This window comes from Luteimonas suaedae (assembly GCF_008312895.1).
GTDB classification, from domain to species: Bacteria; Pseudomonadota; Gammaproteobacteria; order Xanthomonadales; family Xanthomonadaceae; genus Luteimonas; species Luteimonas suaedae.
This window is the reverse complement of sequence record NZ_VSSP01000001.1, coordinates 93,527-115,678: the sequence shown is the minus strand read 5'-3', so window position 1 is coordinate 115,678 and position 22,152 is coordinate 93,527. Positions and strand designations below refer to the sequence as shown.

The following is a 22,152-nucleotide window of genomic DNA, read 5'->3' as shown; positions in this document are numbered from 1 at the left end:
ACTGCCTGCACTCTGCCAAAAGCGGAGGCCGAGTGCGATACCGGCGGAACCACCGACCGTCGCAAGCAGCCGCTTGCGGCGGTCGGCAGCGGACTCACGAACGGCTTTCCAGAACCTCCCGCCCGTTCAACGCCTGCACCGGACGCGCGTTCATCGGGAACAGCCGGCGAAACGCCGCGATCTGCCCCTTCGACAGCTCGACCGGCTGCTTCAGCACCTGCCAGCGCACCCCTTCGCTGCACGGCGGCGTGGTCAGCGAGCCCGCGTAGGCGTAGTAGCCGTGCTCCTCCGGCAGCAGGTCTTCCGGATCCAGCGCCTTCGCCAGCATGCGCTTCTCGCCTTCGGCGGAAGGCAGCGCGTCGAACAGGTCCGCGAGCGCCTCGTTGCTGCGGCCTTCCTTCAGCATCACCGCGACCACCGCCAGATGGCCCTCGGCGTCCTTGTGCACGAAATGCGCCTCCATCGGGTAGGCCTTGCCGTCGATCTTCTCCTCGCTCGGCGTATGGAAATGGAACTGCACGAGCGGATACCGCGCGTCGCCGATCTCGATGCCGCCCGATTCCGGTACGTTCACCTGGATCGTGTGGCCGTTGTTGACGACCTCGGCGGGCCCGGCCCGGTATTCGAAATCGATCCCGGGAAGGTCGGCCTCGCGTGCGCCGTGGATGTCGATCGGCGACTGCATCCTGCCGATCGCGCAATCCTCGAAGCCGGCGTCGATCTCGGCCCAATGCGCCGGGCCGTGCCCGCCCTCATAGCCCCAGTGCGCCTGCGGTTCGGCGGCGGAGGCGACGGAGGCGAGCAGGACGCCCAACGCTCCCAACAGAACTCTCTTCATCACTTCACTCTCGATTGCGGGGGAGCCGCAACGGCCGCGGTCTCGGCGGAGACCGGACATCGGCCGTCTCGGACCGGGTGACCCTAGAGAGCGTCTTGTGCGAAGAATGTCGGAATGCGCGGAACGCCGGGGTCGGAACACCGGCGTCAGCGTGCACTTTTCATCCCTGGAGCCACGAAACGCGACGCTGGCTCCGGTTTTCCCGGCTCAGGCCAACGTCACCGCCGCACCGATCCGGACGGATTCGTAGATCGCCTGCATGATGCGCACGTCGCGCAGCCCTTCCTCGCCTGACACCCTGCTCCGGCGGTCTTCGAGGATGCATAGCGCGAAGTCGTCCATCTCCGCGGCGAACAGGTCGATTTCCGGAAACCGGATCTCCTTCCCGTCGCTGCGGCGGCCATGGTTGCCGTCGTAGAAGAACGCCGGATCGAGCTCGAACCAGCCGCGCTCGGCGTTCACGCGCATGTTCTGGATGCCGCCGGCCTTGTAGCTGGTGCTGCAGTGGGCAACGACGCCGCCCGGAAACTGGGTGGTCCAGATCATGCTCTCGTCCACCTCGGCGAACTTGGCCGGATCGCTCTTGGTTTCCAGTGCGGACACCACCGTCGGCTCTTCACCCGTCAGATAGCGCGTGGCCTGCAGCGCGTAGATGCCTACGTCCATCAGGGCGCCGCCGCCGGCCAAGTCCCGCCTCAAGCGCCACTGGTCGGGGTCGCCGACGTCGATGCTGAAGCCGGCCTCGATGATGAACGGCGCGCCGAACACCTGCTCGCGCACCAGGCGGATGCACTCCAGATGGTGCGGATCGTACTGGCAGCGGTAGGCCGTGCCGAGCATCCGCCCGGCATTCCTGCAGGCGTCGATCATCTGCTGGCAGCGCTCGACCGAGACCTCCAGCGGCTTCTCGCAGAACACGTGCTTGCCGGCAGCGGCGGCCCGGATCGTGTGTTCGGCATGCAGCGCATTGGGCGTGACCACGTACACCACGTCGATCTCCGGATCGTCGGCCATGCGGTGCATGGTGTCGTAGGAGTACACGCTGCCGGCCGGCACGCCGTACTTCGCCATATACGCCTCGGCCTTCGCCGGCGTGCCGGTCACCAGGCCGGCCAGGCGGCAATGCCTGGTCCTGGTGAGCGCCGGCGCGATCTGGCCCTCGCTCAACCGCCCCAACCCGCAGATCGCGAACCCGAGCTTCCGTGATTCCTGCGCCCGGGCGCGCGTGGCGCTGGTGCTGATGAACGGAGCCGTCGCGATCGCGGAGCTGGTCTCGCTCAGGAACTGGCGGCGGGACAGCTTGGCCATGTCGAGCACTCCCGTAGTGTGGGTCGAGAGGCGGGCGTTGCCCCTCCTAGGACCGCGGGGCCGCCATGCATGCACGATGGCGATCGCCGGCCGGTGCGGCTGCAATGTCGCGTAGCCTCCAAGGGTCGTCAAGATCGCATGGGTTGCCAACCGGCATCGGAATCAACCCGAAAACGGTACTCTGGCCTTTGTTTCCGATCACATCCAATCGGTCCATGAAGTCTCCGCCAGACCGACGCGCCAAGGCGAGCATTTCCCTGCACCCCCGCAACCGTCACCGGGGCCGGTATGACTTCGCGCGATTGACGCAGGCATGCCCGGCGCTGTCGGCATTCCTCGTCACCACGCCTGCGGGCGACACCAGCATCGACTTCGGCAACCCCGACGCGGTGCGCGCATTGAACCGTGCCCTGCTCGAGCTCGACTACGGCATCGCGCACTGGGACATCCCTGACGGCTACCTGTGCCCGCCGATCCCGGGCCGCGCCGACTACCTGCATGGGCTGGCCGACCTGCTGTCCACGGATAATGACGGGAGCATCCCGCGTGGGCCCGCCATCCGCGTGCTCGACATCGGCGTGGGCGCCAACTGCATCTACCCGCTGCTGGGCCATGCCGACTACGGCTGGCATTTCGTCGGTACCGAGATCGACGCCACGGCAGTGCGCGCGGCCGCCGCCATCGTGCAAGACAACGGCCTGGGCGAAGCGATCGAGCTGCGCCACCAGCCTGCACGCGGCAGCCTCTTCGCGGGCGTGCTGCGCGACGACGAACGCTTCGACCTGAGCCTGTGCAATCCGCCGTTCCACGCATCCGCACAGGACGCCGCGCGCGGCAGCCAGCGCAAGTGGCGCAAGCTCGACAGGACTGCCGCGCGAGGCCCGGCGGCGCCACTGAACTTCGGTGGCCAGGCCAACGAGCTGTGGTGCACCGGCGGCGAAGCGTCGTTCGTGCGCCGCATGGTCCGGGAAAGCACCGGCATCCAGGACCGGGTGTTGTGGTTCAGCACGCTCGTCTCGAAGTCCGAACATCTTGCCGACGTGCACAAGCAGCTGCGAAAGGCCAGTGCGCAAGACGTGCGCGAAGTCGCCATGGCACAGGGCAGCAAGCAAAGCCGGTTCGTCGCCTGGACGTTCCTGGCGACCGGTCAGCGCCGGGCGTGGCGGGAAAAGGGGCGGAGGTAGATCATCGCACCGGCGCCACTCCGGATCCGCACGGCCGCGCCCGCGGCGATAGCAATCGATGGCGTTACGGACCGATCACTTCAGTACCTGCTCCGCGTCGACGACCTCCACGCCCTGCATCTGCCCCAGCCAGCTGTCGAACCACGGCTTGTGCGAGACACCGACGATCGACAGTACGCGTGCGCGGGGGCGTTCGCGGAAAGCCTCGCGGATGTTGGCGACCATGCGCAGGTTGCGGGTATCCCAACCCGCCGCCCAGATCTGCGGGTAATCCCGCGGCGACTTCGCCCGCATGGCCGCGCCGGCATTGACGTCGGCGAGCACCCTCAGGTGTTCCGGATGGTTGATGTAGCGGTACAGCGGCAGCAGGTCACGGCCTTGCGACAAGGCCCGTTCCTGCTCCTCGCGTGCGTTCAGTTCCGCCCTGCCCGCCTCCCAGGCTTGCTGGATCGCTTGGCCGAACGCCTGCACATCCGCGACCTCGACGTTGTCACCGGTGTGGTTGTCGACGGCATGGATCCGCTGCAGGCCCAGTCGCGCGGCCAGGCGCGCGCTCACCTGGTAGTTCTCGTTGTTGCGCGTCGTCAGCTGGTTCAGCGACACCACCAGCGCGTCGTCCAGCCCATCGCCCGCGCGGCGCTCGGATTCGGGCAGTTGCAGCCATTGCACGAGTGCGGATGCGCGATCGTTGGCGGCCAGGAACAGCGAGGCGAGGTGCCGCCGTTGCGCGGGCGCAGGCTGCTCGGGCCAGGTCTCGAGCGTCCTGTTCACCGCGGCGATGGCGGCGGGCACGTCCAGTCCGGTCGCGGCCTTTGCGGCGTCGGTATCGGCACAGTAATCGCTCCCGTACACGGTGGGATGCCGGGCGGCCAGATCGCACTCCTCACCGGAAATCGCTTCGATGGTGATGACGTCCGGATTGAACGCGGCAAGCCGGTCCAGCACCGGGTCCAGTGACTCGGGCCGGACGTCCCCCGGTATTTCGCTTAGGTGCACCGTGCCCAGCACCAGTACCTGCGCGCGCGGCCCGGCCATGTCCTGGTCGAGTGCCGTCAGATCGACCTGCGCCTGGACCACCGCCGGACCGGCCAGCGCCAACAGCCAACCCCACTTCGCCCATCGTTTGCTCACGCACGACCTCCTGGAATGCCCGTTCGAAGCCCGATCTTTGCAAAGCGAGGCCAAGCACGCCTGTGACATTGGACATGGTGTCTTCCTGCTCGGGCGGTCGCCGACGGGTCCAGCCGACAATCCACTTTCCTCGGCGAGCGAAGTTGTTCCCCTGCATCGGCAAACCGATCCGAGAATGCCCGGTAGAATTTTCGTCGGCAGCTCATCAGGCTCGCAACAGCGGTCAGCGTTGAACTTCTGACGCGGCCCGGCAACAGTCGACTGCAACCTGTTTTTCCACACCAGAGACTGCGCACACATGAACCCCACCGCATCGTTCACCCCATTGCTCGCGCTCACCGTGCTGGCCTGTACAACCGGACCGGCGCCGGCGCAGGAGGCGGCCGGCGCGGGTGCGACGACGTCGCCGGCAGTCGTGATCGAAGACGTGGAGCGCTTCTATCGCATCTACGACGCCGCCGACGGCAAACCCACCGCCGAGCAGTTGCAGCGCGATTACCTCGATCCGGGCTCCGAAGGCCTGCAGCAGTTCGCCAAGCGGCGCGACATCACCGGCACCAGGATCGCCGACACCCTGGACAAGCGGCCGGACCTGTATGCCGATGCCAAGCGCTGCATGCGCGTGTTGCCGCAAGTGCGGCAACGGCTGAGCCAGGCCCTGCACACGCTTGGCGAACTCTATCCCGAGGCGTACCTGCCACCGGTGACGATCGCGGTCGGCCGCGGCAAGCCGGTGGGCATTGGCTATCCCGATACCGGGCTGCAGATCGGCCTGGAGGCCTTGTGCGCGGTGGAATGGCTCAATCCCGACGTGGAGGCCCGGTTCGTGCACGTGATCACGCACGAGTATGCACACGTGCAGCTGGTGCCGGAAACGGCCGACCTCGAACAACCCACGGTGCTCGAGCGCTCGCTGGTCGAAGGCGCCGCCGAGTTCGCGGCCGAACTGACGTCCGGCCATGTCGCGTACTCGCATTTCGATGCGCTGACGCGTGGCCGCGAATTGGAGATCGAAACCGCGTTCGAGGCCGACATGGACAAGACCGACACCAGTGCCTGGCTCGACAACAGCAGCCTGGAAACGCCGGGCGACCTCGGCTACTGGGTCGGCTACCGAATCGTCAAGGCCTACTACCAGCGTGCCTCCGACAAGCGCCAGGCGCTGCGCGACATTCTGCGGATGCAGGATCCGAAGGCCTTCCTCGCAGAGAGCGGCTGGTATCCGGGAATCCGGTTCGAGGAGAAGAGGCGCTAGCATCGCGTCCTCGCCGGCCCGGCCGGGCGTGCAGCTCACGATCGGCCGATGTCGCCGGATTCGGGCCCGACCCGATCTTTCTCGGTCTCGAGCCTGAACGGCCGCTCTTCTGTCATCACGGTGTCATCGTATTGCGATAGAGCACGCGTGGCTTGCCCGGTAGGCTGCGCAGCCGTTTCCGAAATGACCCGTCATGCTGCGCTTTTCCGTTCTGCTCGCCGCCTGCGTGCTCGCCGCGGGCTTCTCGTCATGGCCGGGACTGTCCACCTCGCTGGCCGGGCACCTGGTCGCGCCTGACGGGACGTCCCCGTTGTTGCCCGCCGCGCGCCTCGACGCCGCGCTCGCGCGGCTGCCGGACCGGAGTGGCCGAGTCATCACCCAGGCCGGCGTGCCGGTGTTCTGGCGCGCGATCGACCCCGCGGAGTATCGGCTGCGCGCGACGTGGCCGCGCGGCGAGGCGCACGGGAAGACCTTCCCCACGCTCGACTTCGACGTGCCGACGGCGCCCGCACCGACGCCGCGCGGCACCGTGGTACTGCTGCACGGGTGGATGATGAACGGCGATTCGCTGCTGCCATGGGCGCTGCGCCTCGGCGAGGCTGGATACCGCACGGTCGCGATCGACCTGCGCAACCACGGCCGTTCCGGCCATGCGCCGTCGGGCTACGGCACGCGCGAGGCGGCGGACGTGGTCGAGGTGGTGGCTGCGCTGCGCGCACGCGGCGAGATCGTCGGGCCGCTGCACGTGCTCGGGGTGTCCTACGGCGCGGCCACCGCGATCTTCGCCGCCGCCGATCCACGCCTGCGGGCCGAGCGCGTCGTCGCGCTGGAATCGTTCGCCGTCGCGGGCACCGCGATCCGCGACATGGTGCCGCACATGCTCGACAACGGCCCCGCCACATGGGACGAGCGGCTGGCACGGCGGTGGATGCATTGGCAACTGGACGATGCGGTGCTGGACGCGGCGATCGACCAGGCCGGCGCGGCACTGGACCTGCCGCTCGACGCCGTCGACGTCGGCGCGGCGCTCGCGCAGGTCCCCTGTGCGCTGCTGGTGCACGGCGATGCGGATCGTCACGTACCGGTCGCGCATGGCCGCGCGCTGGCCGCCGCCGCCCCGCATGCGCGCTACCTCGAAATGCCCGGCGAGGACCATCTCAGCCTGCCGATGCGGCTGGACCTGCTGGCGCCGACCGTCGTCGACTGGTTCGACCGGCCGGCCTGCCCGCGCTCGATGCTGGCCGCAACAGCGGGCCCCGAAGCCGGTTGATCGCAGCCAAGCAGTCGTCCCAGGTGATTGTCTTGCGGGAAATACCGCCGTAGAACGGGGTTGCTCCGCTGCCGCGGGCTCCGGAGCCCGCGCCGAGACAGCAGCCGAACAAGCTCGCCTCTACGGAGCGCAAACCGAAGATCGCGGGTACGTTGCATCCTGCAGGTCGTGCGGCGTCCGCGCCTGACGGCCCCGCGACTTCAAGTTCGCTTCACATTCCCTCCGTCTCGGCTTCGCATCGCATCGATATCGTCCTCGACGTTCCCACCCCCGAAGCGCCGATGGACAACGCGACACCCGCTTCCGCTCCCGACGTCATCGTCGTGGGCGCCAGCTTCGCCGGCGCTGCCTGCGCCATTGCCGCCGCGCAACGCGGGCTGCGCGTGTGCGTGCTCGAGCGCAAGCATGATCCCGGCGAGAAACTGCGTACCACCGGCATCATCGTGAAGGAAGCCGCCGAGCGGACCCTGCTCAACCGGATTCCGGCCCGGATGACGCGACGCATCGAGCAGGTGCGCCTGTACGCGCCGAGCTTGAGACAGGTCGCCCTGGCCGCACCGGGCTACTACTTCCTCACCACCGACACGCCCGCGGTCATGCGCTGGCTCGCCGGGCAGCTGCGCGCGCACGGCGTGGACCTGCGCCTGGGCAGCCCATTCACCGCCGCCGAACGCGACGCCCACGGCTGGCAGGTGAACGGCGTGGGCGCCACCCGCTACCTGGTCGGCGCCGACGGCGCGCGCTCACGCGTCGCCCGGCGCTGCGGCCTGGGCGAGGTGCGCCAGTTCCTCTATGGGGTCGAATACGAGTTTCCCGGCGCCACCCTCGCGCGACCGGAGGCGCTGCACTGCTTCATCAGCAAGCGTTATGCGCCCGGCTACATCGGCTGGATCGCGCAGAGCCCCACCGGCGTCCAGGCCGGCCTGGCGCTGCGCCATGACCCTTCGAGCGCGCGCATGCCCGACATCGACGGTTTCCTGTTGCGCGTCGGCCAGGCGGGCGGCTTGCCGCGCCATCTCAGGCCCGGTCACACCCGTGCCGGGTTGATCCCGTGCAGCGGGCCGGTGTTCGACATGGCCCGCGACCGTGCCATCCTCGTCGGCGACGCCGCCGGCATCGTGTCGCCGGTCACCGCGGGCGGCATCCATTCCGCCTGGGAGCACGGCTGGACCGTCGGCCGCGCCATCGCCGCGCACCTGCGCGACGGCGGGCCGCCGCCGGAACAGGTCGCCATAGATGCCGCCCCGCGCTTCCGCGCCAAGCGCGCCCTGCGCTGGGCCTATGACCGCCTGCAGTTCGACTGGCCCTTCGACCTGCTGCTGCACTCGCCACCCCTGCGCTGGGCGGCAGAGCAGGTGTACTTCCATAAGCGAGCAGTTTGAGACCTGGCTCGCCACCGGCCGGTCATACGCCTCGACCCAGAGGCTTCAACCCGATCCCGTTTTCCCCTTCGAGATTTCAGCCGTCGTCGGATCCTGTGCGCAACGCCGCGATCTGCTCACGCAGTTCCGCCACTTCGGCTTCCAGCGCCAGCAAGCGTGCCTCGAATGCCGAGGCTGGCGTTTCGGACGAAGTGCGCGCCGGCGCGCGCGCGGCAATGGCGTCGATGTCCACGGGTCCCGACAGCAGGTGGGCGTAGCGGTCCTCGCGCTGACCGGGGCCACGCGGCACCAGCACGGCCAGAGCGGGTTGCCGTTGGCCCAGGCGGTCGAGGTGATGGCGCACGTCCTCGGCGTCGGAGAACCTGCACAGGCGTTCGCTGCGCGCCAGCAGCTCGTGGACCGTCTGGGCACCGCGCAGCAGCAGCAGGGCCAGCAACACCACCTGCTGCTGGGGCAGGCTGAAGTAGGCGCCGGTGCGGTGCTCATAGCGCTCGGCGCGCGTGGAGAACACCTGCTTGGCCAGACTTTTCTGCTCCAACTGGCGCAGGGCGTGGTGCACGGTGCCCGGATCGAGCGCCATCACCGGCTCGCGCGCGGTTTTCTGGTTGGCGGCCGACTGCGCGGCGTTGACGGTCAGCGGGTAGAGATCAGGCGTGGTCGCTTCCTTTTCGATCAGGCAGCCCAGCACGCGGGCCTCCTCTGGCGACAGCACGGGCGGTTCTGCACGTTCGGCGTGATCGGATTCCATGAGCGTTGGCGTCTCGAACCGGGGCCAGGTATTGAACACGCCGCAGCCGCACCCTGCAATCGACGATGAAGGAACCGCAAGCATGCGCGGCTTCGATCTGGCGCGGTCAGATGTATGCGATCAGGCGCCCGGCCACCAGAATCACCGGCCACAGCAGGATCGACAGCAGCGCCGAAGCGCGTGCGGACAGGGGCTTCCGGCGGTCCCAATGCGGCAAATGGCGCGCGAAAGCGAAACGAAACAGGGCGGCGTTGGCCACGGCAAGGACGAGCGCCAGCAGCTTGAACTGCATCAGCCGATTACCGATCAGCGCCGTGGCGTCGGCCGCGAACAGGGCGATGCCGCTCGCCGCCGACAGCAGCAGCCCGACCATGGCGAACGGGGTGAGCGCGACGGAGACGGCCTCCGGCGCGAAACGCTTGCCGAAACCGAGCAGCCGCAGGTCGAGCAGGATGATCGGGCCGACCAGCAGCGCCAACCCGACCAGGTGCGCGACGTTCACCAGCGCGTAGCTCCAGCCACCGCGCATCCATGTCCCGAGCGCCGACGCTTCCAGCGCAGCCGCGAACGGCGCGAGATCCATGCGGCCGGAACGCCTGCGATCAGCGCAGTTCGATGGTCTTATCGTCGACCACGATGCGCTCGGCGCGCAGCTCGCGCGTACCGTCCAGACGCGGATAGCCCTCGATGGTGATGGTCTTGCCGACGACGAGCGCGTCGTCGGCCAGGCCGCGCGTGGTCATGCGTGCCACCGGCGCCAGCACCACCTGCCAGCGCTCTCCGTCGTGATCGACGGCGACCTCGGCATGCGGGTTGCGGATCCGCACCTCGGCCAGGGCGGCGTCGAAGCGCATGACCTGCTCGGCGTCGTAGGAACTCCAGCCGTGGTGGGCGAGGACGGGCAAGGCCAGCGTGGTGGCCAGCAACGTGAGGACAACAAGCAGGCGGCAGGTGTATCGCATGACGCGCATTCCGGTCGGGGTGTACGCATTCGGTAGCACAGTCGACGTTAAGGCGAAGCAGTCTGCCGTGCCGGAAATCACCTTCAACGCTCGCGCTGCGTCGGCAACGTCAACGGCGGCAACGCCAGGACCCAATCACGCAGGGCGGCCAGCCAGCAGTCCTCGCGCGCGTCCTCGGGATGGACGAGATGGAACGGCTCGGCCTGAAGCTCCGGGCCGAACGGGCACACCAGCGAACCGCCACGCAGCTCGTCCGCGACCAGGGCCACGCTCATCAGGGCGATGCCCTGCCCGGCGAGCGCGGCGGAAATGGCGTGGGTTTCATCCGAGAAGACCGGCCCGGCTTCGGCGTCGAGGTCCGCCACCCGTGCGCGGCGCTGCCAAGCCGGCCAGTCGACCGGAGCGCTGCGCGCGCCCGGCGGCGCGAAATGCAGCAGGGTGTGGCGCGGCAGTTCGCCTGGGTCGCGCAGCCCCAGCAGGGGGCTGCACACCGGCGCGAACACGTTGTCGAACAGCTTGCACGCGAGCAGGCCCGGCCAGCGGCCGCTGCCGTAGCGGATCGCCACGTCGGCCTCCACGCCGTCCAGCGCCACCGGCTCGTGCGAGACATGGATGCGCAGGTCCAGGCCGGGGCAGGCCTCGCGCAACTGCGGCAGGCGCGGCAGCAGCCAGCGCGCGGCCACCGCCGGCGTGGCGCTCAGGGTCAGGCTGCGCCGCTGCGGTGCGCGCACGCGATCGACCGCGGCGGCGATCGCGCCGAACGCACCGGTCAGCGCACGCTGGAGTTCCTGGCCCTGCGGCGTCGGCAGCAGCTGGCGCGGCCGGCGTACGAACAGCGCATGACCGAGCTCGTCCTCGAGCTGGCGGATCTGATGGCTGATCGCCGCCGGCGTCACGGACAACTCTCCCGCGGCGTGCTTGGCACTACCCAGGCGGGCGGCGGCTTCGAACGCACGCAGCGCCGACAGGGATGGCAGGCGCCGGCTCATGAGTGAGTTTTCCTAATTCATACTCGAAGAAAAGATCGTTTGTCGCGCGCAGCGACGGCCTCTAGCGTACCCCACATCGCACCACGCGTGAACAATCCTAACGCTAACGAGGAGCCCGCAATGACCCGCCTGCTGCACCTGGATGCCAGCGCCCGCCCCGGCCGTCATGGCATCGACCCGCACGGTTCGCACACCCGCGCCCTGACCCATCGCTTCGTCGCCCGCTGGCGTAGCGCGCGGCCGCACGACCCGGTGCGCTACCGCGACCTCGGCACCGCCCCGCCGCGCCTGGTCGACCACGACTGGATCCGCGCCGAGTTCACCCGCCGCGACGCGCGCGAGCCGTGGATGGCCGAGCGGCTGGCCGACAGCGACGCCATGGTCGACGAACTGATCGACAGCGACCTGCTGGTGATCGGCGCGCCGCTGTACAACTTCGGGATGCCCGCACCGCTCAAGGCATGGGTGGACGGCATCGTGCGCATCGGCCGCACCGTGGTGTTCGACCCTTCGCGTGGTGATGATCCCTACGTGCCGCTGCTGACCGACCGGCCGCGGCGGGTGATCCTGCTGTCGTCCCGCGGCGGACACGGCATGGACGAAGGGGGACCGCTGGCGCACATGAACCACCTCGACCCCCACCTGCGCACCGCGCTCGGGTTCATCGGCATCCACGACCTGCGCGGCATCGCGATCGAGAACGAGGAGTTCGGCGGCGAACGCCTCGCCGCATCGGTCGCCGCGGCGCAGGCGAAGGTCGACTGCCTGGTCGATGCCCTGCTGGCCGAGACCGCCGCACCCGCGCCCCGGCAACCGCTGCCAGCCTGAAGCGCTGGTGCACGCAGGCCGGCCGCTTACATCCGTTCGCCGGGCAAGCGGCTGGCCTGCTTCACCCAGCGGGTGAACTGCGCTTCGTCGAACGGATCGTCTTCGTGGATGTCGAGGTAGCGCACTTCCTTCTGCTTGGACTCGCCGGGCGGCACGGGACGCAGCGACGTGCCGCGGAAGAAAGCCACCTTGATGTATTTCGTGAAGCAGTGATAGCTGAGGAACCAGCCCTGGTCCTCGATGCCGTAGAAGGGCGAGTTCCACTTGACCGCCTTGTGCACGTCGGGGACGGCGCGCTCGATGAGCGCATCCAGGCGGCGCCCGACCTCGCGTTTCCAGCCCGGCATGGCCGCGATGTAGGCCTGCACGGGGGCGTCGCCCTCGCCCTTCGGGATCTGGGGGTTGCCGCCGGAGAGGAGTTTCGGCTTCGCGGCGGCCGGCGCGGTACGGGGCTTCTTCGCAGCCGTTTTTCCGGCGGCCTTCTTCGACGCAGGCGTCTTCGCAGCCGCCCGCTTGGCCGCGGCTGCCTTCGAAACCTTCTTCTTCGCGACCTTCGCCGGCTTGCGGGCTGTCTTCTCTGTCATGGCAGGGGTTCAGCGCAACGCCTGGATGCGGATCATGTTGCCCGCCGGATCGCGGGCGGCGCAATCACGAACGCCGTACGGCTGGTCGGTCGGCTCCTGGACGATCTCGGCCTCGCTGGCCTGCAGCCGCGCGAAGGCGCCGTCGAGGTCGGCAGTCGCCAGCAGGATGCCGCCGTAGGTGCCCTTGGCCATCATCTCGCCGATGACGCGGCGCTCCTCGTCGGTGACGCCGGGATCGGCCGCCGGCGGCTGCAGGACGATCGACGTGCCGGGCTGGCCGGAAGGGCCGACGGTGATCCAGCGCATGCCTTCGTATCCAACGTCGTTGCGGACCTCGAAGCCGAGGATATCGCGATAGAAGGCCAGGGAGGCCTCGGGATCTCTGTGCGGGAGGAAGCTCGCGTGAATGCTGATGTCCATGGCGGTCGTGCTCGTTGTGGGTGGGCCGTCATGCTAGGTCCGGTGCGGGGGCCCGCGCTTCTCCATTCCTGATCGGTTTGGTCCGGACCGGCCGGGTCGCCTGTTTCGCCAGGCAGGACGGAATCTCCATCGTCGCGCGCGCCGCCTGGCGCCGGTACACGCTGGGCGGCACGCCGACCAGTTCGGTGAAGCGACTGCTGAAGGTGCCCAGCGACGAGCAGCCGACTGCGAAGCAGACCTCGGTGACGCTGAGGTCGCCACATCGCAGCAGCGCCATCGCGCGCTCGATGCGCCGCGTCATCAGATAGCTGTACGGTGCCTCGCCGTAGGCGAGCCGGAACTGGCGGCTGAGGTGCCCCGCCGACATGTGCACGCCGCGGGCGAGCGCTTCGACGTCCAACGGCTGCGCGTACTCTCGGTCGATCCGGTCGCGGACGCGGCGCAGCCGCGCGAGATCGCGCAGATGCTGCGCTGCGGCGGGCCTGCTGGTCATCCCTGGAATCCTGCCACCTCGCACCAGGGGTCGTCCAGCGCGCTCGAAAGCGAACATCATGTCTCCGCTGGCGGTCCCTCCGTAGGAGCGCGCCATGCGCGCGATACCGCGGGTGTCAGCAGGATCCGGTGGAGGCCGCGATGCTGGACCGGCAGGCGCACTGGTTGCCGGAATTCGCGGGCGGCGAGATGTCCGCGGCATCGCGCGCATGACGCGCTCCTACGGGGGATGCCCGGAAGACGTCGTTTTCCGGATCGACATGCACGCGTCCGCCCTATGTTAGCGTTAACTCGATATCGGCACCGACAGCCGAGGCACAGGTCCGGGGAGCGAGAAGTGTCAGCCAGCCAAGAGGCAGCGGACGGTCGCCGTCCGGCGAGCGACAGGACGGCCAAGCTCGCCTTCAGCGAGAAGATCGGCTTCGGCCTGGGCGACGCCGGCTTCAACTTCTACTGGGTCATCATCGGCTCGTACCTGCTCTACTTCTATACCGACATCTTCGGCATTTCCGCGTCCGCCGCGGCGTGGATGTTCGCGGCGACGCGGGTCATCGACGCGTTCACCGACCCCGCCATCGGCGCCCTCGCCGACCGCACCCGTTCGCGCTGGGGCAAGTTCCGCCCTTACATCCTGTTCGGCGCGCTGCCGCTGATGGGTTCGGCGATCCTGACCATGAGCACGCCGGATCTGGGCGAGACCGGCAAGCTGATCTGGGTGTACGCCACCTACAGCGCGATGATGTTGTGCTACACCATCGTCAACATCCCGTACAACTCGCTGGCCGGCGTGTTGACCGCCGACGGCCGCGAACGCAGCACCGTCTTCGGGATCCGCTTCTTCTTCGCCTACCTGACCGGAATCATCGTCGGCGCCGCGACCCCGGACCTGGCGGCCTGGTTCGGTGGCGACGATGCGGCCAGGGGCTGGCAGCTCACCATGGTGCTGTACAGCGCGGTGGCCACGGCGCTGTTTCTGGTGACGTTCCTGACCACCCGCGAGCGGGTGACGCCGCCACGGGCGCAGAAGACCCATCCGCTAACGGACATCGCCGACCTGCTGAAGAACCGGCCCTGGGTGATCCTGTTCGCCCTGGCCATGATCGTCATGATCACGATCGTGCTGCGCGGCAGTTCGGCGGCCTACTACTTCAAGTACTTCGTCGAGCGGCCGGACTTGATGGGCGCGTATATCGGCCTGCAGATGGCGGCGTATGCGGTGGGCGCCATCGCTACGCCATTCCTGACCCGCCGTTTCGACAAGGCCCGCCTGCTGATGGTCACCATGGCCATCGTCGGAACCCTGTCGATCCTGTACGCCTTCGTTCCCGCGCCGGCCTCCAATGGCGTGGTGACGATCACCGGCAATGCAGCCGTCACGCTGCAGGCGGACGCGATGCTCGATGCACCCGCGCAAGCGGACGATCACTATCGCTGGACCCGCCACGAGAACGCATTCTGGATCGTCCGCAAGCGCGTTGAGCTGGAGGAAACCGGTCCCGTACTGACACTGGCCAACGCCCAAGGCCAGGTCATCAGCGTGACCAGGACCGGTACCGACGGCACGCGGGTCGACAGCGCGGACCTGCCGGCAGAGATCGTCGTCATGTTCCTCCTCAACATCCTGATCAGCCTGGCCCTGGGACCCAAATCACCGCTGACCTGGTCGATGTATGCCGACGCCGCCGACTACAACGAATGGAAGACGGGCCGCCGCGCGACCGGCATGACGTTTTCCGCCGCGACCTTCTCGCAGAAGCTGGGCGGTGCGCTCGGCGCCGCCGGCGTCGGCTGGGTGCTGGCGGCGATGGGCTATGCCGCCAACCAGGCGCAGAGCGGTGCGTCGCAGACCGGTATCGTGCTGTTGCAGACGGCGGTGCCCGGCGTCTTCGCGCTGATTGCGATGTTTGCGCTGCGGTTCTATGACCTGAGTGGTGCGAAGCTCGAGCAGATACAGCGGGATCTGGAGGCAAGGGAACGGGCCGGCGACTGACGTGTAGCCGCGCTGCCTGAAGGCAGCAAGGTGGACTCCTTCTCCCTTTAGGGTGAAGAGGTCTGTTTGCGAGGACGATAATGGTGGGCCAAGGCCCACCGCAAGGGTACGGCGAAGCAGCAGACGTCCGAACCTCCGCGGCTCGCCGTACCCTCACCCCAACCCCTCTCCCGAAGGGAGAGGGGCTTCAAAGCCGACGGCTGGAACTGTCAAACCTCGGTAGAGCCGGGATCTGCTTTGAGGAATCAAGGAGCCAATCCATGTTGTTGCAGTCCATCGACGACGGCGAACGTTTCGTGCTGACCAGCCCGACCGCGATGCCCCGGGCGGCGGGCTTCCTGTGGAATCGCCGGATGATGATGCAGGTGAACTGCCGCGGCTTCGCCGTCGCCCGCTTCATGCAGCCGGAGCCGGCGCGCTACATCCATGCGCCGAACCTGGAAGCCACGACCTTCATGCAGCCGGAGCAGCCCTACTACGCCCACCATCCGGGCCGCTTCTGCTACGTCAAGGACGAGGAGACCGGAACGATCTTCTCCGCGCCTTACGAGCCGGTGCGGGCGAAGCCGGACCGCTTCGCGTTCTCGGTCGGCAAGCACGACATCCACTGGACCGTCGAGTGCCTCGGCATCCGGGTCGACATGGAAGTCAGCCTGCCCGAGGACGCGGCGGTGGAGCTGTGGCAGGTCCGGATCGCCAATGCGTCCGGCCGTCCGCGCAGGTTGAGCATCTATCCTTACATTCCGATCGGCTACATGAGCTGGATGAACCAGTCCGCCTGCTACCGCCCGGACCTGGGCGGCGTGGTGGCGTCCTGCATCACGCCGTACCAGAAGGTGGAGGATTACTTCAGAAACCGGGATTTCAAGGACAGGACCTTCTTACTTCACGACCGCGAACCCGCCGCGTTCGAAACCGCGCGCGAGGCCTTCGAGGGCGAAGGCGGGCTGCACGCCCCCGACGGCGTGCGGCGCGACACCCTGGGCAACGGCGACGCCCTCTACGAGACCCCGGCCGCGGTGCTGCAGTACTGCATCGAATTGGCGCCTGGCCAGGCGGAGGACTATCGTTTCCTGCTCGGCCCGGCCCGGGACGATGCGGAAATCGCCGACGCGCGCGCGCGCTTCTTCGCCGACCCAGGCTTCGCCAGGGCCAAATCGGAACACGCGGCCTACATCGCCCGCGGACGGGGCGTGTTGCGAATCGAAACCCCGGACCGGCACCTGGACCGGTTCGTGAACCACTGGCTGCCGCGGCAGGTGTATTACCACGGCGACGTCAACCGCCTGACCACCGATCCGCAGACCCGCAACTACCTGCAGGACAACATGGGCATGTGCTTCATCGCGCCCGGCACGGCGCGTGCGGCATTCCTGCACGCGCTGTCGCAACAGGAAGCCAGCGGCGCGATGCCGGATGGCGTTCTGCTGATCGAGGGCGCGGAACTGAAATACATCAACCAGGTGCCGCACACCGACCATTGCGTCTGGCTGCCGGTCTGCCTGCGCGCCTACCTCGACGAAACCGGCGACGACGGCATCCTCGACGCGCCGGTGAAGGACTGGCAAGGCGAGGACACGCCGACCGCCTTCGAGCGCATCTGCAAGGCAATGCGCTGGCTGCTCGGCGCCCGCGACGCGCGCGGCCTGAGCTACATCGCCCAGGGCGACTGGTGCGACCCGATGAACATGGTCGGCTACCAGGGCAAGGGCGTGTCCGGCTGGCTGTCCGTGGCCGCCGCCCATGCACTCGACCTGTGGGCCGACATCTGCGAGCAGCGTGGACACGCCTCTCTCGCCCGTGAGTTCCGCGACGGCGCCGGCGACATCAACCAGGCGGTGAACACCCACTTGTGGGACGGCGCGTGGTATGCCCGCGGCATCACCGACGACGATGTGGCGTTCGGCGTCTCGAAGGATGACGAGGGCCGTATCTATCTCAACCCGCAGAGCTGGGCGATCCTCGCCGGCACCGCGGACGAGCGCCGGCGCGCGATGATGATCCGCGCCATCGAGGAACAATTGGAGACGCCCTACGGCGTAGTGATGCTGGCGCCGGCCTATACCGGCATGCGCGAGGACGTGGGCCGCCTGACCCAGAAGTTCCCGGGCACCGCGGAAAACGGCTCGGTCTACAACCACGCCGCGGCGTTCTACGTCCATGCCCTGTATACCGTCGGCGAGTCCGAACGCGCCTGGCGCCTGTTGCGCCGGATGCTGTGCGGCCCGGACGAGGCCGACTACCTGCAGCGCGGGCAGCTGCCGGTGTTCATTCCCAACTACTACCGCGGCGCCTGGCGCGAGCATCCGCGCACCGCCGGGCGCTCCAGCCAGTTGTTCAACACCGGCACCGCCGCCTGGGCGTACCGCATCCTGATCGAGGACCTGTTCGGCCTGAAGGGACGCCCGGAAGGCCTGCGGGTTGCCCCGCAGCTGCCGCGCGACTGGCAGACGGCCCGGGCCGAGCGCACGTTCCGCGGTGCCAGTTTCGACGTGCATTATCTCCGCCAGTCCGGCGTGGAAGGGATGGAGGTGCGGGTCGACGGCAAACTGCTGGAGGGGGACTGCATCGGCGACATCCGGCCCGGCCGCAGCTGCCGCGTCGACGTGCGGATGCCCGCGTCGTGAGCCACCTCGTCGCTACCGCGGCCCCGGTGCTGGTCATCGCGATGGGCGTCAGCGGTTCCGGCAAGTCGACCCTGGCCGCGGGGCTCGGGGCGGAGTTCGGCTTCCGCCTGATCGAGGCCGACGACTTCCACCCGCCCGCGAACAAGGCGCTCATGGCGCGGGGTGAACCGTTGACCGACGCCATGCGCGCGCCCTGGATCGATGCCATGTGCGACGCGCTGCGCGAGCACCGACGCAACGGCGACAGCTGCGTGCTGGCGTACTCGGGCCTGCGCCGCGCCCACCGCCAGCGCTTTCGCGAACTGGGTTATCCGACGCTGTTCCTCCACCTGTCCGGTGACCAGGCGCTGATACGTGGGCGAATGCAGGCCCGCCTCGGCCACTTTGCTCCCGCCAGCCTGCTGGACAGCCAGTACGCGGCCCTGGAGGCCTCTTCGGAAGAACCGGACATCGTGGTCCTCGACGTCGCGCAGGACATCGACCGACTCCACCGGCAGGCCGCGGGCAGGGTGCGTGCCTTCATCGCGGAACACCGGAGGGACGGCTCCGTCCCCCGCACATAGCCCCCCCGGATTCCCGGAGGCGCCCTGGCGCGGTGGAGAAGCTGTCGTTATCGTCCATGCCGATGGCCGCGTGCAGCGCACGCACGGCGGTGATGCAGAAGCCGATTCCGCAACTTCGGCCGATACGCTTCTGCGTTACGGCGGCGCGAGGCAAGCCGTTCCGATACCCGTCATCGGGCAGGAGAACCCGACTCCACCGCGTCTGCGCCCGGCGGCATCAGCGGACGCATGAAGGTGCGCTCGTAGCGCAACACGCACCCGGACGTGTCGCGGATCCGGTCCGCAGCGACGAATTCCGGGTCCTTGCCGAACAGCGCCCGATAGCGCTCATAGGCGGCCAGGCTGTCGAAGCTGAACAACGCCAGCGCCTTGTCGCTGGCGCCCTCGCCGGGCAGGAAATAGCCGTGATGCCGCCCACCGTGTTTCTCGACCAGCCGCATCCATTCCAGCGCGAAACGCTCGAACGCCTCGAGCTTGCCGGGATCGATGGTGTAGTCGACGACGCAGGTGATCATGGCCATGGCCGAAGGGTAGTCTGCTGCCACCACGCTTGCCAGGGCGTTGCGGCGCACAGGACGCTTCTTCGCACGAGAAAGGCGACCTCAGCTCCCGTTCTCCCGCAGCCACGCATCGATCTCCGGCAACCGCTCGTTGCGCACCTTCATCCGGTAGTCGATGTTGGCGATCACCGTATCGGCCGCGCGCCGCGAACCCTCCGCGATGTGCGCCTGCGCGAACGCCCCGACTTTCGCCACCGTCGCCGGCTCCAGCGAATTGCTGGCCAGGCCCGGATACCAGCGGCTGCGCGAGGTCGCGTCGACCTTCGTATCCACCTGCCGGCGATGGGCGACGGCGAAATCGAAGCCGAGTTCCGGATGCTCGTTGGCCACGGCGGAGATCATGGCGGCGCTGTTGGTCGCGCCCGGCTCGTCGGTGAGCGCCAGCTGCAGCGCCCGCTTCGCCAATGCCTCGTCGCGGGGAGCGGACAACAGCAGGTACAACTGGTCCTTCACCAGCGGCGTCTTCTCCGCCTTAGCGGCCGCATGCAGCTGGTCCCAGGTGGCGACATCGGCATGGCGCGCGACGATCGTCAGGATTGTCTTGCGCAACGCCGCCGGCACCGCATCCGGGTCGGCGTCCTGCGCCGCATGGCGGCGCCGCGCCTCGGCGATCACCGCCGGATCGCCCAGCTCGCCCAGCGTGGCGATCAGGTCGCTGCGCAGGATCGCGACCGGATCGCCTTCACCCGCGCGCGGCTCCCAGCCCACGCGCGCGAAGACCGGCACCAGCCGCGCGATGGCGAACGCGGCGAACGTCTTCTGCCGCTCCGCATCGCCCTCGTAGTAGTCGTGGAGGCTGTCGAAGTGCTGGGCGATGTCGCCCCAGACCTGTGGGTCGGCGTCGACCGGTGCGGCCAGGACCAGGTCCAGGTAATCCGAAGCCGGTTGCTGCCCGGCCAGGCCCAGCGCCCAGGCATCGCGCATCACGCCGAGCTGGTCGATCGTCGCCAGCTTCGCGAACGCATCGCGGACGCGGGCGAACTGCGCCGGCGCATACAGCGTGCGGTAGTAGCCGCTCTGCCCGGCGTTGACCACGACCGCGCCACAACCCGGCACGTCCAGGGTGCCGCTACCGCCGCTGACGATCGCGCGCGCCTCCTCGCCACTGCCGGCCACCGACGCGATCACCGGCACGCGCCACGTCAGCGGCCGCTTGTCCGGCCGGTCCTTGGTGTATTCGCCCTGCTCGAGCGCCAGCGTGGTGATGCCGTTCGCGCAGCTGGCCTGCCCGACGCGGATCAACGGCACGCCCGGCTGCAGGGTGAAGTCGTGCGCGATGTCGAGGACGGGCTTGCCGGCGGCCGCCTGGATCTCGCGCCACAGGTCGTCCGAGGCCGTGTTGCCGTAGGCGTGCGTCTCGATGTACTTGCGCACGCCCGTGCGCCAGGCCTCGGGCCCGACGTAGCCTTCGAGCATGCGGATGACGGCCGCGCCCTTCGAATAAGTGATGGCGTCGAAGGCCTGGCTGGCCTGCTCCACCGTTTCCACGTGCTGCACCACCGGATGCGTGCTGGCCACCGCGTCGCGCGACATCGCGTAGTCGCGGCTGCCCACGACCCCCAACCCGGTGTTCCACTCCGGATGCAGTTTCTGCGTGGTGCGTCCCGCCATCCAGGTCGCGAAACCCTCGTTGAGCCACAGGTCGTCCCACCACTGCATCGTGACCAGGTTGCCGAACCACTGGTGCGCGATCTCGTGCGCGGCGATCGAGTACACGCGCTGCTTGTCCGCCTGCGTCGAGATCGTCGGATCGAGCAGGATCGCGTACTCGAAAGTGAAGATCGCGCCCCAGTTCTCCATCGCGCCGAAGAACTGGCTGCGTCCCGGCGAGGCAATGTTGTCGAGCTTGGGCAGCGGATACGGCGTTCCGAAATAATCATGGTACTCGCGCAGCACGTCCTTCGACGACTCCAGCGCGAACGCGGCCTGCGACAGCTTGCCCTTCTGGGTGACGACGCCCACCTCGGTGCCGTCCGCCTGCGTCGTCGCGCGCTCGAAGTCGCCCAGCGCGAAGAACAGCAGGTAGGTCGACATCTTCGGCGAGGGCGCGAAGCGCACCCGCTTGCTGCCGTCGCCCAGGTCGGTGGTCTCGGCGACCGGCATGTTGCTCACCGCCATCTGCGCCGCAGGCACCGTCGCGGTCAGCGTGAAGGTCGCCTTGTGATTGGGCTCGTCCCACGAGGGCACGAACTTGCGCGCATCGGAATTCTCGAACTGCGTGTACAGCGCGCGCCGCCTGCCCGCCGCGGTGTCGTAATCGATCGCGAACAGGCCGTTGGCCTGCGTGCCGATCACGCCGGTGTAGTCCATCGACAGCGTATACGCTCCTGCCGGCAGCGGCCGCGCGAAGGTGAACGTCGCGGTCTGCGCTTCGGCATCCGTCGCGACCTGCGGCGCATCGAAACCGCTACTGCCCGAGACCGGCGCGAGCCGCACGTTCGCGAACGTCATGTCGACCGCATTGAGGGTGATGCTCGGCGTCGGCTCGAGCACCTCGATGGCGATCGCCACCGTGCCGTCGAAGCGCAGCGACTGCGCGTCCGGAACCACGGCCACCTCGTAGTGCGTCGGGCGCACGTTGCGCGGCAGCTGGGTGGTGACTTCGTCCACGGGCGTGTCCCTCGAGGTCTGCGCCATGGAAATCGTGGAAGTGCCGGCAAGAGCCAGGGCGATGGCGATGGCGGCGGCGAGCATTCGACGCATGACGTGTCCTCGAAAGTGCGATGTGGCCGACAGCCAAAATGCGGAAGCTGGCGGTGAAAGTAGCCGACCTCGATGGTGCCGGCCTGGAACGGGCCGCGACAACCCCAGAAGTCACGCCCCGATCCCAGCAATCAGGCGATCTGAATGAAGGGTCGATGAGGTGCTGCCCGCCCGCCTGTAGGAAAACAGTCCACCCGTATCCCTCATACTGGAGAATGGACATTGGAGGCGCCGTACGCGCTCCGAAACGTCCAATGACGGGCTGAATCATCAGTGCTACCGTCACTTTTTCACGCACAGTCCTGGCCGACTGAGCGT

The 22,152-nt window shown here is 68.3% G+C and carries 20 protein-coding genes; 8 read left to right on the top strand and 12 right to left on the bottom strand.

Annotated elements, in window-relative coordinates; translation table 11 throughout:
- Positions 1 to 94: 94 nt before the first annotated feature.
- Both FXO19_RS00535 and FXO19_RS00530 read right to left on the bottom strand, forming a co-directional pair.
- Positions 95 to 838: a carbonic anhydrase gene (locus FXO19_RS00535; RefSeq protein WP_149193113.1), complete on the bottom strand. Its 744-nt coding sequence runs from the start codon at positions 836 to 838 to the stop codon at positions 95 to 97.
- 207 nt (positions 839 to 1,045) lie between these two features.
- Positions 1,046 to 2,146 (bottom strand): Gfo/Idh/MocA family protein, encoded by a 1,101-nt coding sequence (locus tag FXO19_RS00530; RefSeq protein WP_149193112.1) that lies wholly within the window; start codon positions 2,144 to 2,146, stop codon positions 1,046 to 1,048.
- Positions 2,147 to 2,289: 143 nt separating this feature from the next.
- On the opposite strand from FXO19_RS00530, the gene rlmF reads away from it, so the two are divergent.
- Positions 2,290 to 3,330 (top strand): 23S rRNA (adenine(1618)-N(6))-methyltransferase RlmF, encoded by a 1,041-nt coding sequence (gene rlmF / locus FXO19_RS00525; RefSeq protein ID WP_223115393.1) that lies wholly within the window; start codon positions 2,290 to 2,292, stop codon positions 3,328 to 3,330.
- A gap of 75 nt (positions 3,331 to 3,405) precedes the next feature.
- Here the strand turns inward: rlmF and FXO19_RS00520 are convergent, their stop codons facing one another.
- Entirely contained in the window at positions 3,406 to 4,461 is a 1,056-nt protein-coding gene (locus FXO19_RS00520; RefSeq protein ID WP_255516188.1) for a DUF5694 domain-containing protein, read from the bottom strand.
- Positions 4,462 to 4,759: 298 nt separating this feature from the next.
- On the opposite strand from FXO19_RS00520, the gene FXO19_RS00515 reads away from it, so the two are divergent.
- From FXO19_RS00515 to FXO19_RS00505, 3 genes are all read left to right on the top strand, one after another.
- Positions 4,760 to 5,716: a gliding motility protein GldB-related protein gene (locus FXO19_RS00515; protein ID WP_149193111.1), complete on the top strand. Its 957-nt coding sequence runs from the start codon at positions 4,760 to 4,762 to the stop codon at positions 5,714 to 5,716.
- Positions 5,717 to 5,909: 193 nt separating this feature from the next.
- Complete coding sequence (locus tag FXO19_RS00510) at positions 5,910 to 6,986, top strand: alpha/beta hydrolase (protein WP_149193110.1); 1,077 nt, start codon at positions 5,910 to 5,912, stop codon at positions 6,984 to 6,986.
- A gap of 281 nt (positions 6,987 to 7,267) precedes the next feature.
- Positions 7,268 to 8,368, top strand: a complete 1,101-nt coding sequence (locus tag FXO19_RS00505) for an NAD(P)/FAD-dependent oxidoreductase (protein WP_149193109.1) — start codon at positions 7,268 to 7,270, stop codon at positions 8,366 to 8,368.
- Positions 8,369 to 8,444: 76 nt separating this feature from the next.
- On the opposite strand, the gene FXO19_RS00500 is transcribed toward FXO19_RS00505, so the two are convergent.
- The 4 genes from FXO19_RS00500 to FXO19_RS00485 form a co-directional block, all read right to left on the bottom strand.
- Positions 8,445 to 9,116 carry a YceH family protein gene (locus FXO19_RS00500; RefSeq protein WP_149193108.1) on the bottom strand — a complete coding sequence of 224 codons (672 nt, stop codon included), beginning with the start codon at positions 9,114 to 9,116 and terminating at the stop codon, positions 8,445 to 8,447.
- Between the two features lie 106 nt (positions 9,117 to 9,222).
- The gene (locus FXO19_RS00495) at positions 9,223 to 9,699 is read right to left on the bottom strand and encodes a DUF6644 family protein (RefSeq protein ID WP_149193107.1); all 477 of its coding nucleotides are present in this window, start codon (positions 9,697 to 9,699) and stop codon (positions 9,223 to 9,225) included.
- A 19-nt stretch (positions 9,700 to 9,718) separates the two neighbouring features.
- The gene (locus tag FXO19_RS00490; RefSeq protein WP_149193106.1) at positions 9,719 to 10,078 is read right to left on the bottom strand and encodes a DUF6152 family protein; all 360 of its coding nucleotides are present in this window, start codon (positions 10,076 to 10,078) and stop codon (positions 9,719 to 9,721) included.
- A gap of 83 nt (positions 10,079 to 10,161) precedes the next feature.
- Entirely contained in the window at positions 10,162 to 11,067 is a 906-nt protein-coding gene (locus FXO19_RS00485) for a LysR substrate-binding domain-containing protein (protein WP_149193105.1), read from the bottom strand.
- 120 nt (positions 11,068 to 11,187) lie between these two features.
- On the opposite strand from FXO19_RS00485, the gene FXO19_RS00480 reads away from it, so the two are divergent.
- Positions 11,188 to 11,895, top strand: coding sequence for an FMN-dependent NADH-azoreductase (locus tag FXO19_RS00480; protein ID WP_149193104.1), 708 nt, complete (start codon positions 11,188 to 11,190; stop codon positions 11,893 to 11,895).
- 26 nt (positions 11,896 to 11,921) lie between these two features.
- Here the strand turns inward: FXO19_RS00480 and FXO19_RS00475 are convergent, their stop codons facing one another.
- The 3 genes from FXO19_RS00475 to FXO19_RS00465 are packed head-to-tail and all read right to left on the bottom strand — an operon-like array spanning position 11,922 to position 13,392.
- The gene (locus tag FXO19_RS00475; protein WP_149193103.1) at positions 11,922 to 12,479 is read right to left on the bottom strand and encodes a DUF1801 domain-containing protein; all 558 of its coding nucleotides are present in this window, start codon (positions 12,477 to 12,479) and stop codon (positions 11,922 to 11,924) included.
- Between the two features lie 9 nt (positions 12,480 to 12,488).
- Positions 12,489 to 12,899, bottom strand: coding sequence for a VOC family protein (locus FXO19_RS00470; protein ID WP_149193102.1), 411 nt, complete (start codon positions 12,897 to 12,899; stop codon positions 12,489 to 12,491).
- Positions 12,900 to 12,927: 28 nt separating this feature from the next.
- The gene (locus FXO19_RS00465; RefSeq protein ID WP_149193101.1) at positions 12,928 to 13,392 is read right to left on the bottom strand and encodes a helix-turn-helix transcriptional regulator; all 465 of its coding nucleotides are present in this window, start codon (positions 13,390 to 13,392) and stop codon (positions 12,928 to 12,930) included.
- Positions 13,393 to 13,728: 336 nt separating this feature from the next.
- Here FXO19_RS00465 and FXO19_RS19725 point away from each other — a divergent pair, with 336 nt between their 5' ends.
- The 3 genes from FXO19_RS19725 to FXO19_RS00450 all read left to right on the top strand — a co-directional run bounded on the left by FXO19_RS19725 (position 13,729) and on the right by FXO19_RS00450 (position 18,571).
- The gene (locus FXO19_RS19725; RefSeq protein WP_317133778.1) at positions 13,729 to 15,381 is read left to right on the top strand and encodes an MFS transporter; all 1,653 of its coding nucleotides are present in this window, start codon (positions 13,729 to 13,731) and stop codon (positions 15,379 to 15,381) included.
- A gap of 260 nt (positions 15,382 to 15,641) precedes the next feature.
- The gene (locus FXO19_RS00455; protein ID WP_149193100.1) at positions 15,642 to 18,008 is read left to right on the top strand and encodes a GH36-type glycosyl hydrolase domain-containing protein; all 2,367 of its coding nucleotides are present in this window, start codon (positions 15,642 to 15,644) and stop codon (positions 18,006 to 18,008) included.
- The gene (locus tag FXO19_RS00450) at positions 18,005 to 18,571 is read left to right on the top strand and encodes a gluconokinase (protein WP_223115392.1); all 567 of its coding nucleotides are present in this window, start codon (positions 18,005 to 18,007) and stop codon (positions 18,569 to 18,571) included. Before FXO19_RS00455 ends, FXO19_RS00450 begins: the two co-directional genes overlap by 4 nt.
- A gap of 170 nt (positions 18,572 to 18,741) precedes the next feature.
- Here the strand turns inward: FXO19_RS00450 and FXO19_RS00445 are convergent, their stop codons facing one another.
- Positions 18,742 to 19,086: an NIPSNAP family protein gene (locus FXO19_RS00445; protein WP_149193099.1), complete on the bottom strand. Its 345-nt coding sequence runs from the start codon at positions 19,084 to 19,086 to the stop codon at positions 18,742 to 18,744.
- An 87-nt stretch (positions 19,087 to 19,173) separates the two neighbouring features.
- Positions 19,174 to 21,834: a M1 family metallopeptidase gene (locus FXO19_RS00440; protein ID WP_149193098.1), complete on the bottom strand. Its 2,661-nt coding sequence runs from the start codon at positions 21,832 to 21,834 to the stop codon at positions 19,174 to 19,176.
- Positions 21,835 to 22,152: the final 318 nt, after the last annotated feature.

What these genes read in the sequence shown, in the direction of transcription:
- FXO19_RS00455 (WP_149193100.1), top strand. Translation starts at nt 15,642, where the DNA reads ATGTTGTTGCAGTCCATCGACGACGGCGAACGTTTCGTGCTGACCAGC.
- FXO19_RS00480 (WP_149193104.1), top strand. Translation starts at nt 11,188, where the DNA reads ATGACCCGCCTGCTGCACCTGGATGCCAGCGCCCGCCCCGGCCGTCAT.
- FXO19_RS00510 (WP_149193110.1), top strand. Translation starts at nt 5,910, where the DNA reads ATGCTGCGCTTTTCCGTTCTGCTCGCCGCCTGCGTGCTCGCCGCGGGC.
- FXO19_RS00500 (WP_149193108.1), bottom strand. Translation starts at nt 9,116, where the DNA reads ATGGAATCCGATCACGCCGAACGTGCAGAACCGCCCGTGCTGTCGCCA.
- FXO19_RS00465 (WP_149193101.1), bottom strand. Translation starts at nt 13,392, where the DNA reads ATGACCAGCAGGCCCGCCGCAGCGCAGCATCTGCGCGATCTCGCGCGG.
- FXO19_RS00485 (WP_149193105.1), bottom strand. Translation starts at nt 11,067, where the DNA reads ATGAGCCGGCGCCTGCCATCCCTGTCGGCGCTGCGTGCGTTCGAAGCC.
- FXO19_RS00495 (WP_149193107.1), bottom strand. Translation starts at nt 9,699, where the DNA reads ATGGATCTCGCGCCGTTCGCGGCTGCGCTGGAAGCGTCGGCGCTCGGG.
- FXO19_RS00515 (WP_149193111.1), top strand. Translation starts at nt 4,760, where the DNA reads ATGAACCCCACCGCATCGTTCACCCCATTGCTCGCGCTCACCGTGCTG.
- FXO19_RS00530 (WP_149193112.1), bottom strand. Translation starts at nt 2,146, where the DNA reads ATGGCCAAGCTGTCCCGCCGCCAGTTCCTGAGCGAGACCAGCTCCGCG.
- FXO19_RS00505 (WP_149193109.1), top strand. Translation starts at nt 7,268, where the DNA reads ATGGACAACGCGACACCCGCTTCCGCTCCCGACGTCATCGTCGTGGGC.
- FXO19_RS00490 (WP_149193106.1), bottom strand. Translation starts at nt 10,078, where the DNA reads ATGCGATACACCTGCCGCCTGCTTGTTGTCCTCACGTTGCTGGCCACC.
- FXO19_RS00470 (WP_149193102.1), bottom strand. Translation starts at nt 12,899, where the DNA reads ATGGACATCAGCATTCACGCGAGCTTCCTCCCGCACAGAGATCCCGAG.
- FXO19_RS00440 (WP_149193098.1), bottom strand. Translation starts at nt 21,834, where the DNA reads ATGCGTCGAATGCTCGCCGCCGCCATCGCCATCGCCCTGGCTCTTGCC.
- FXO19_RS00475 (WP_149193103.1), bottom strand. Translation starts at nt 12,479, where the DNA reads ATGACAGAGAAGACAGCCCGCAAGCCGGCGAAGGTCGCGAAGAAGAAG.
- FXO19_RS00535 (WP_149193113.1), bottom strand. Translation starts at nt 838, where the DNA reads ATGAAGAGAGTTCTGTTGGGAGCGTTGGGCGTCCTGCTCGCCTCCGTC.
- FXO19_RS00445 (WP_149193099.1), bottom strand. Translation starts at nt 19,086, where the DNA reads ATGATCACCTGCGTCGTCGACTACACCATCGATCCCGGCAAGCTCGAG.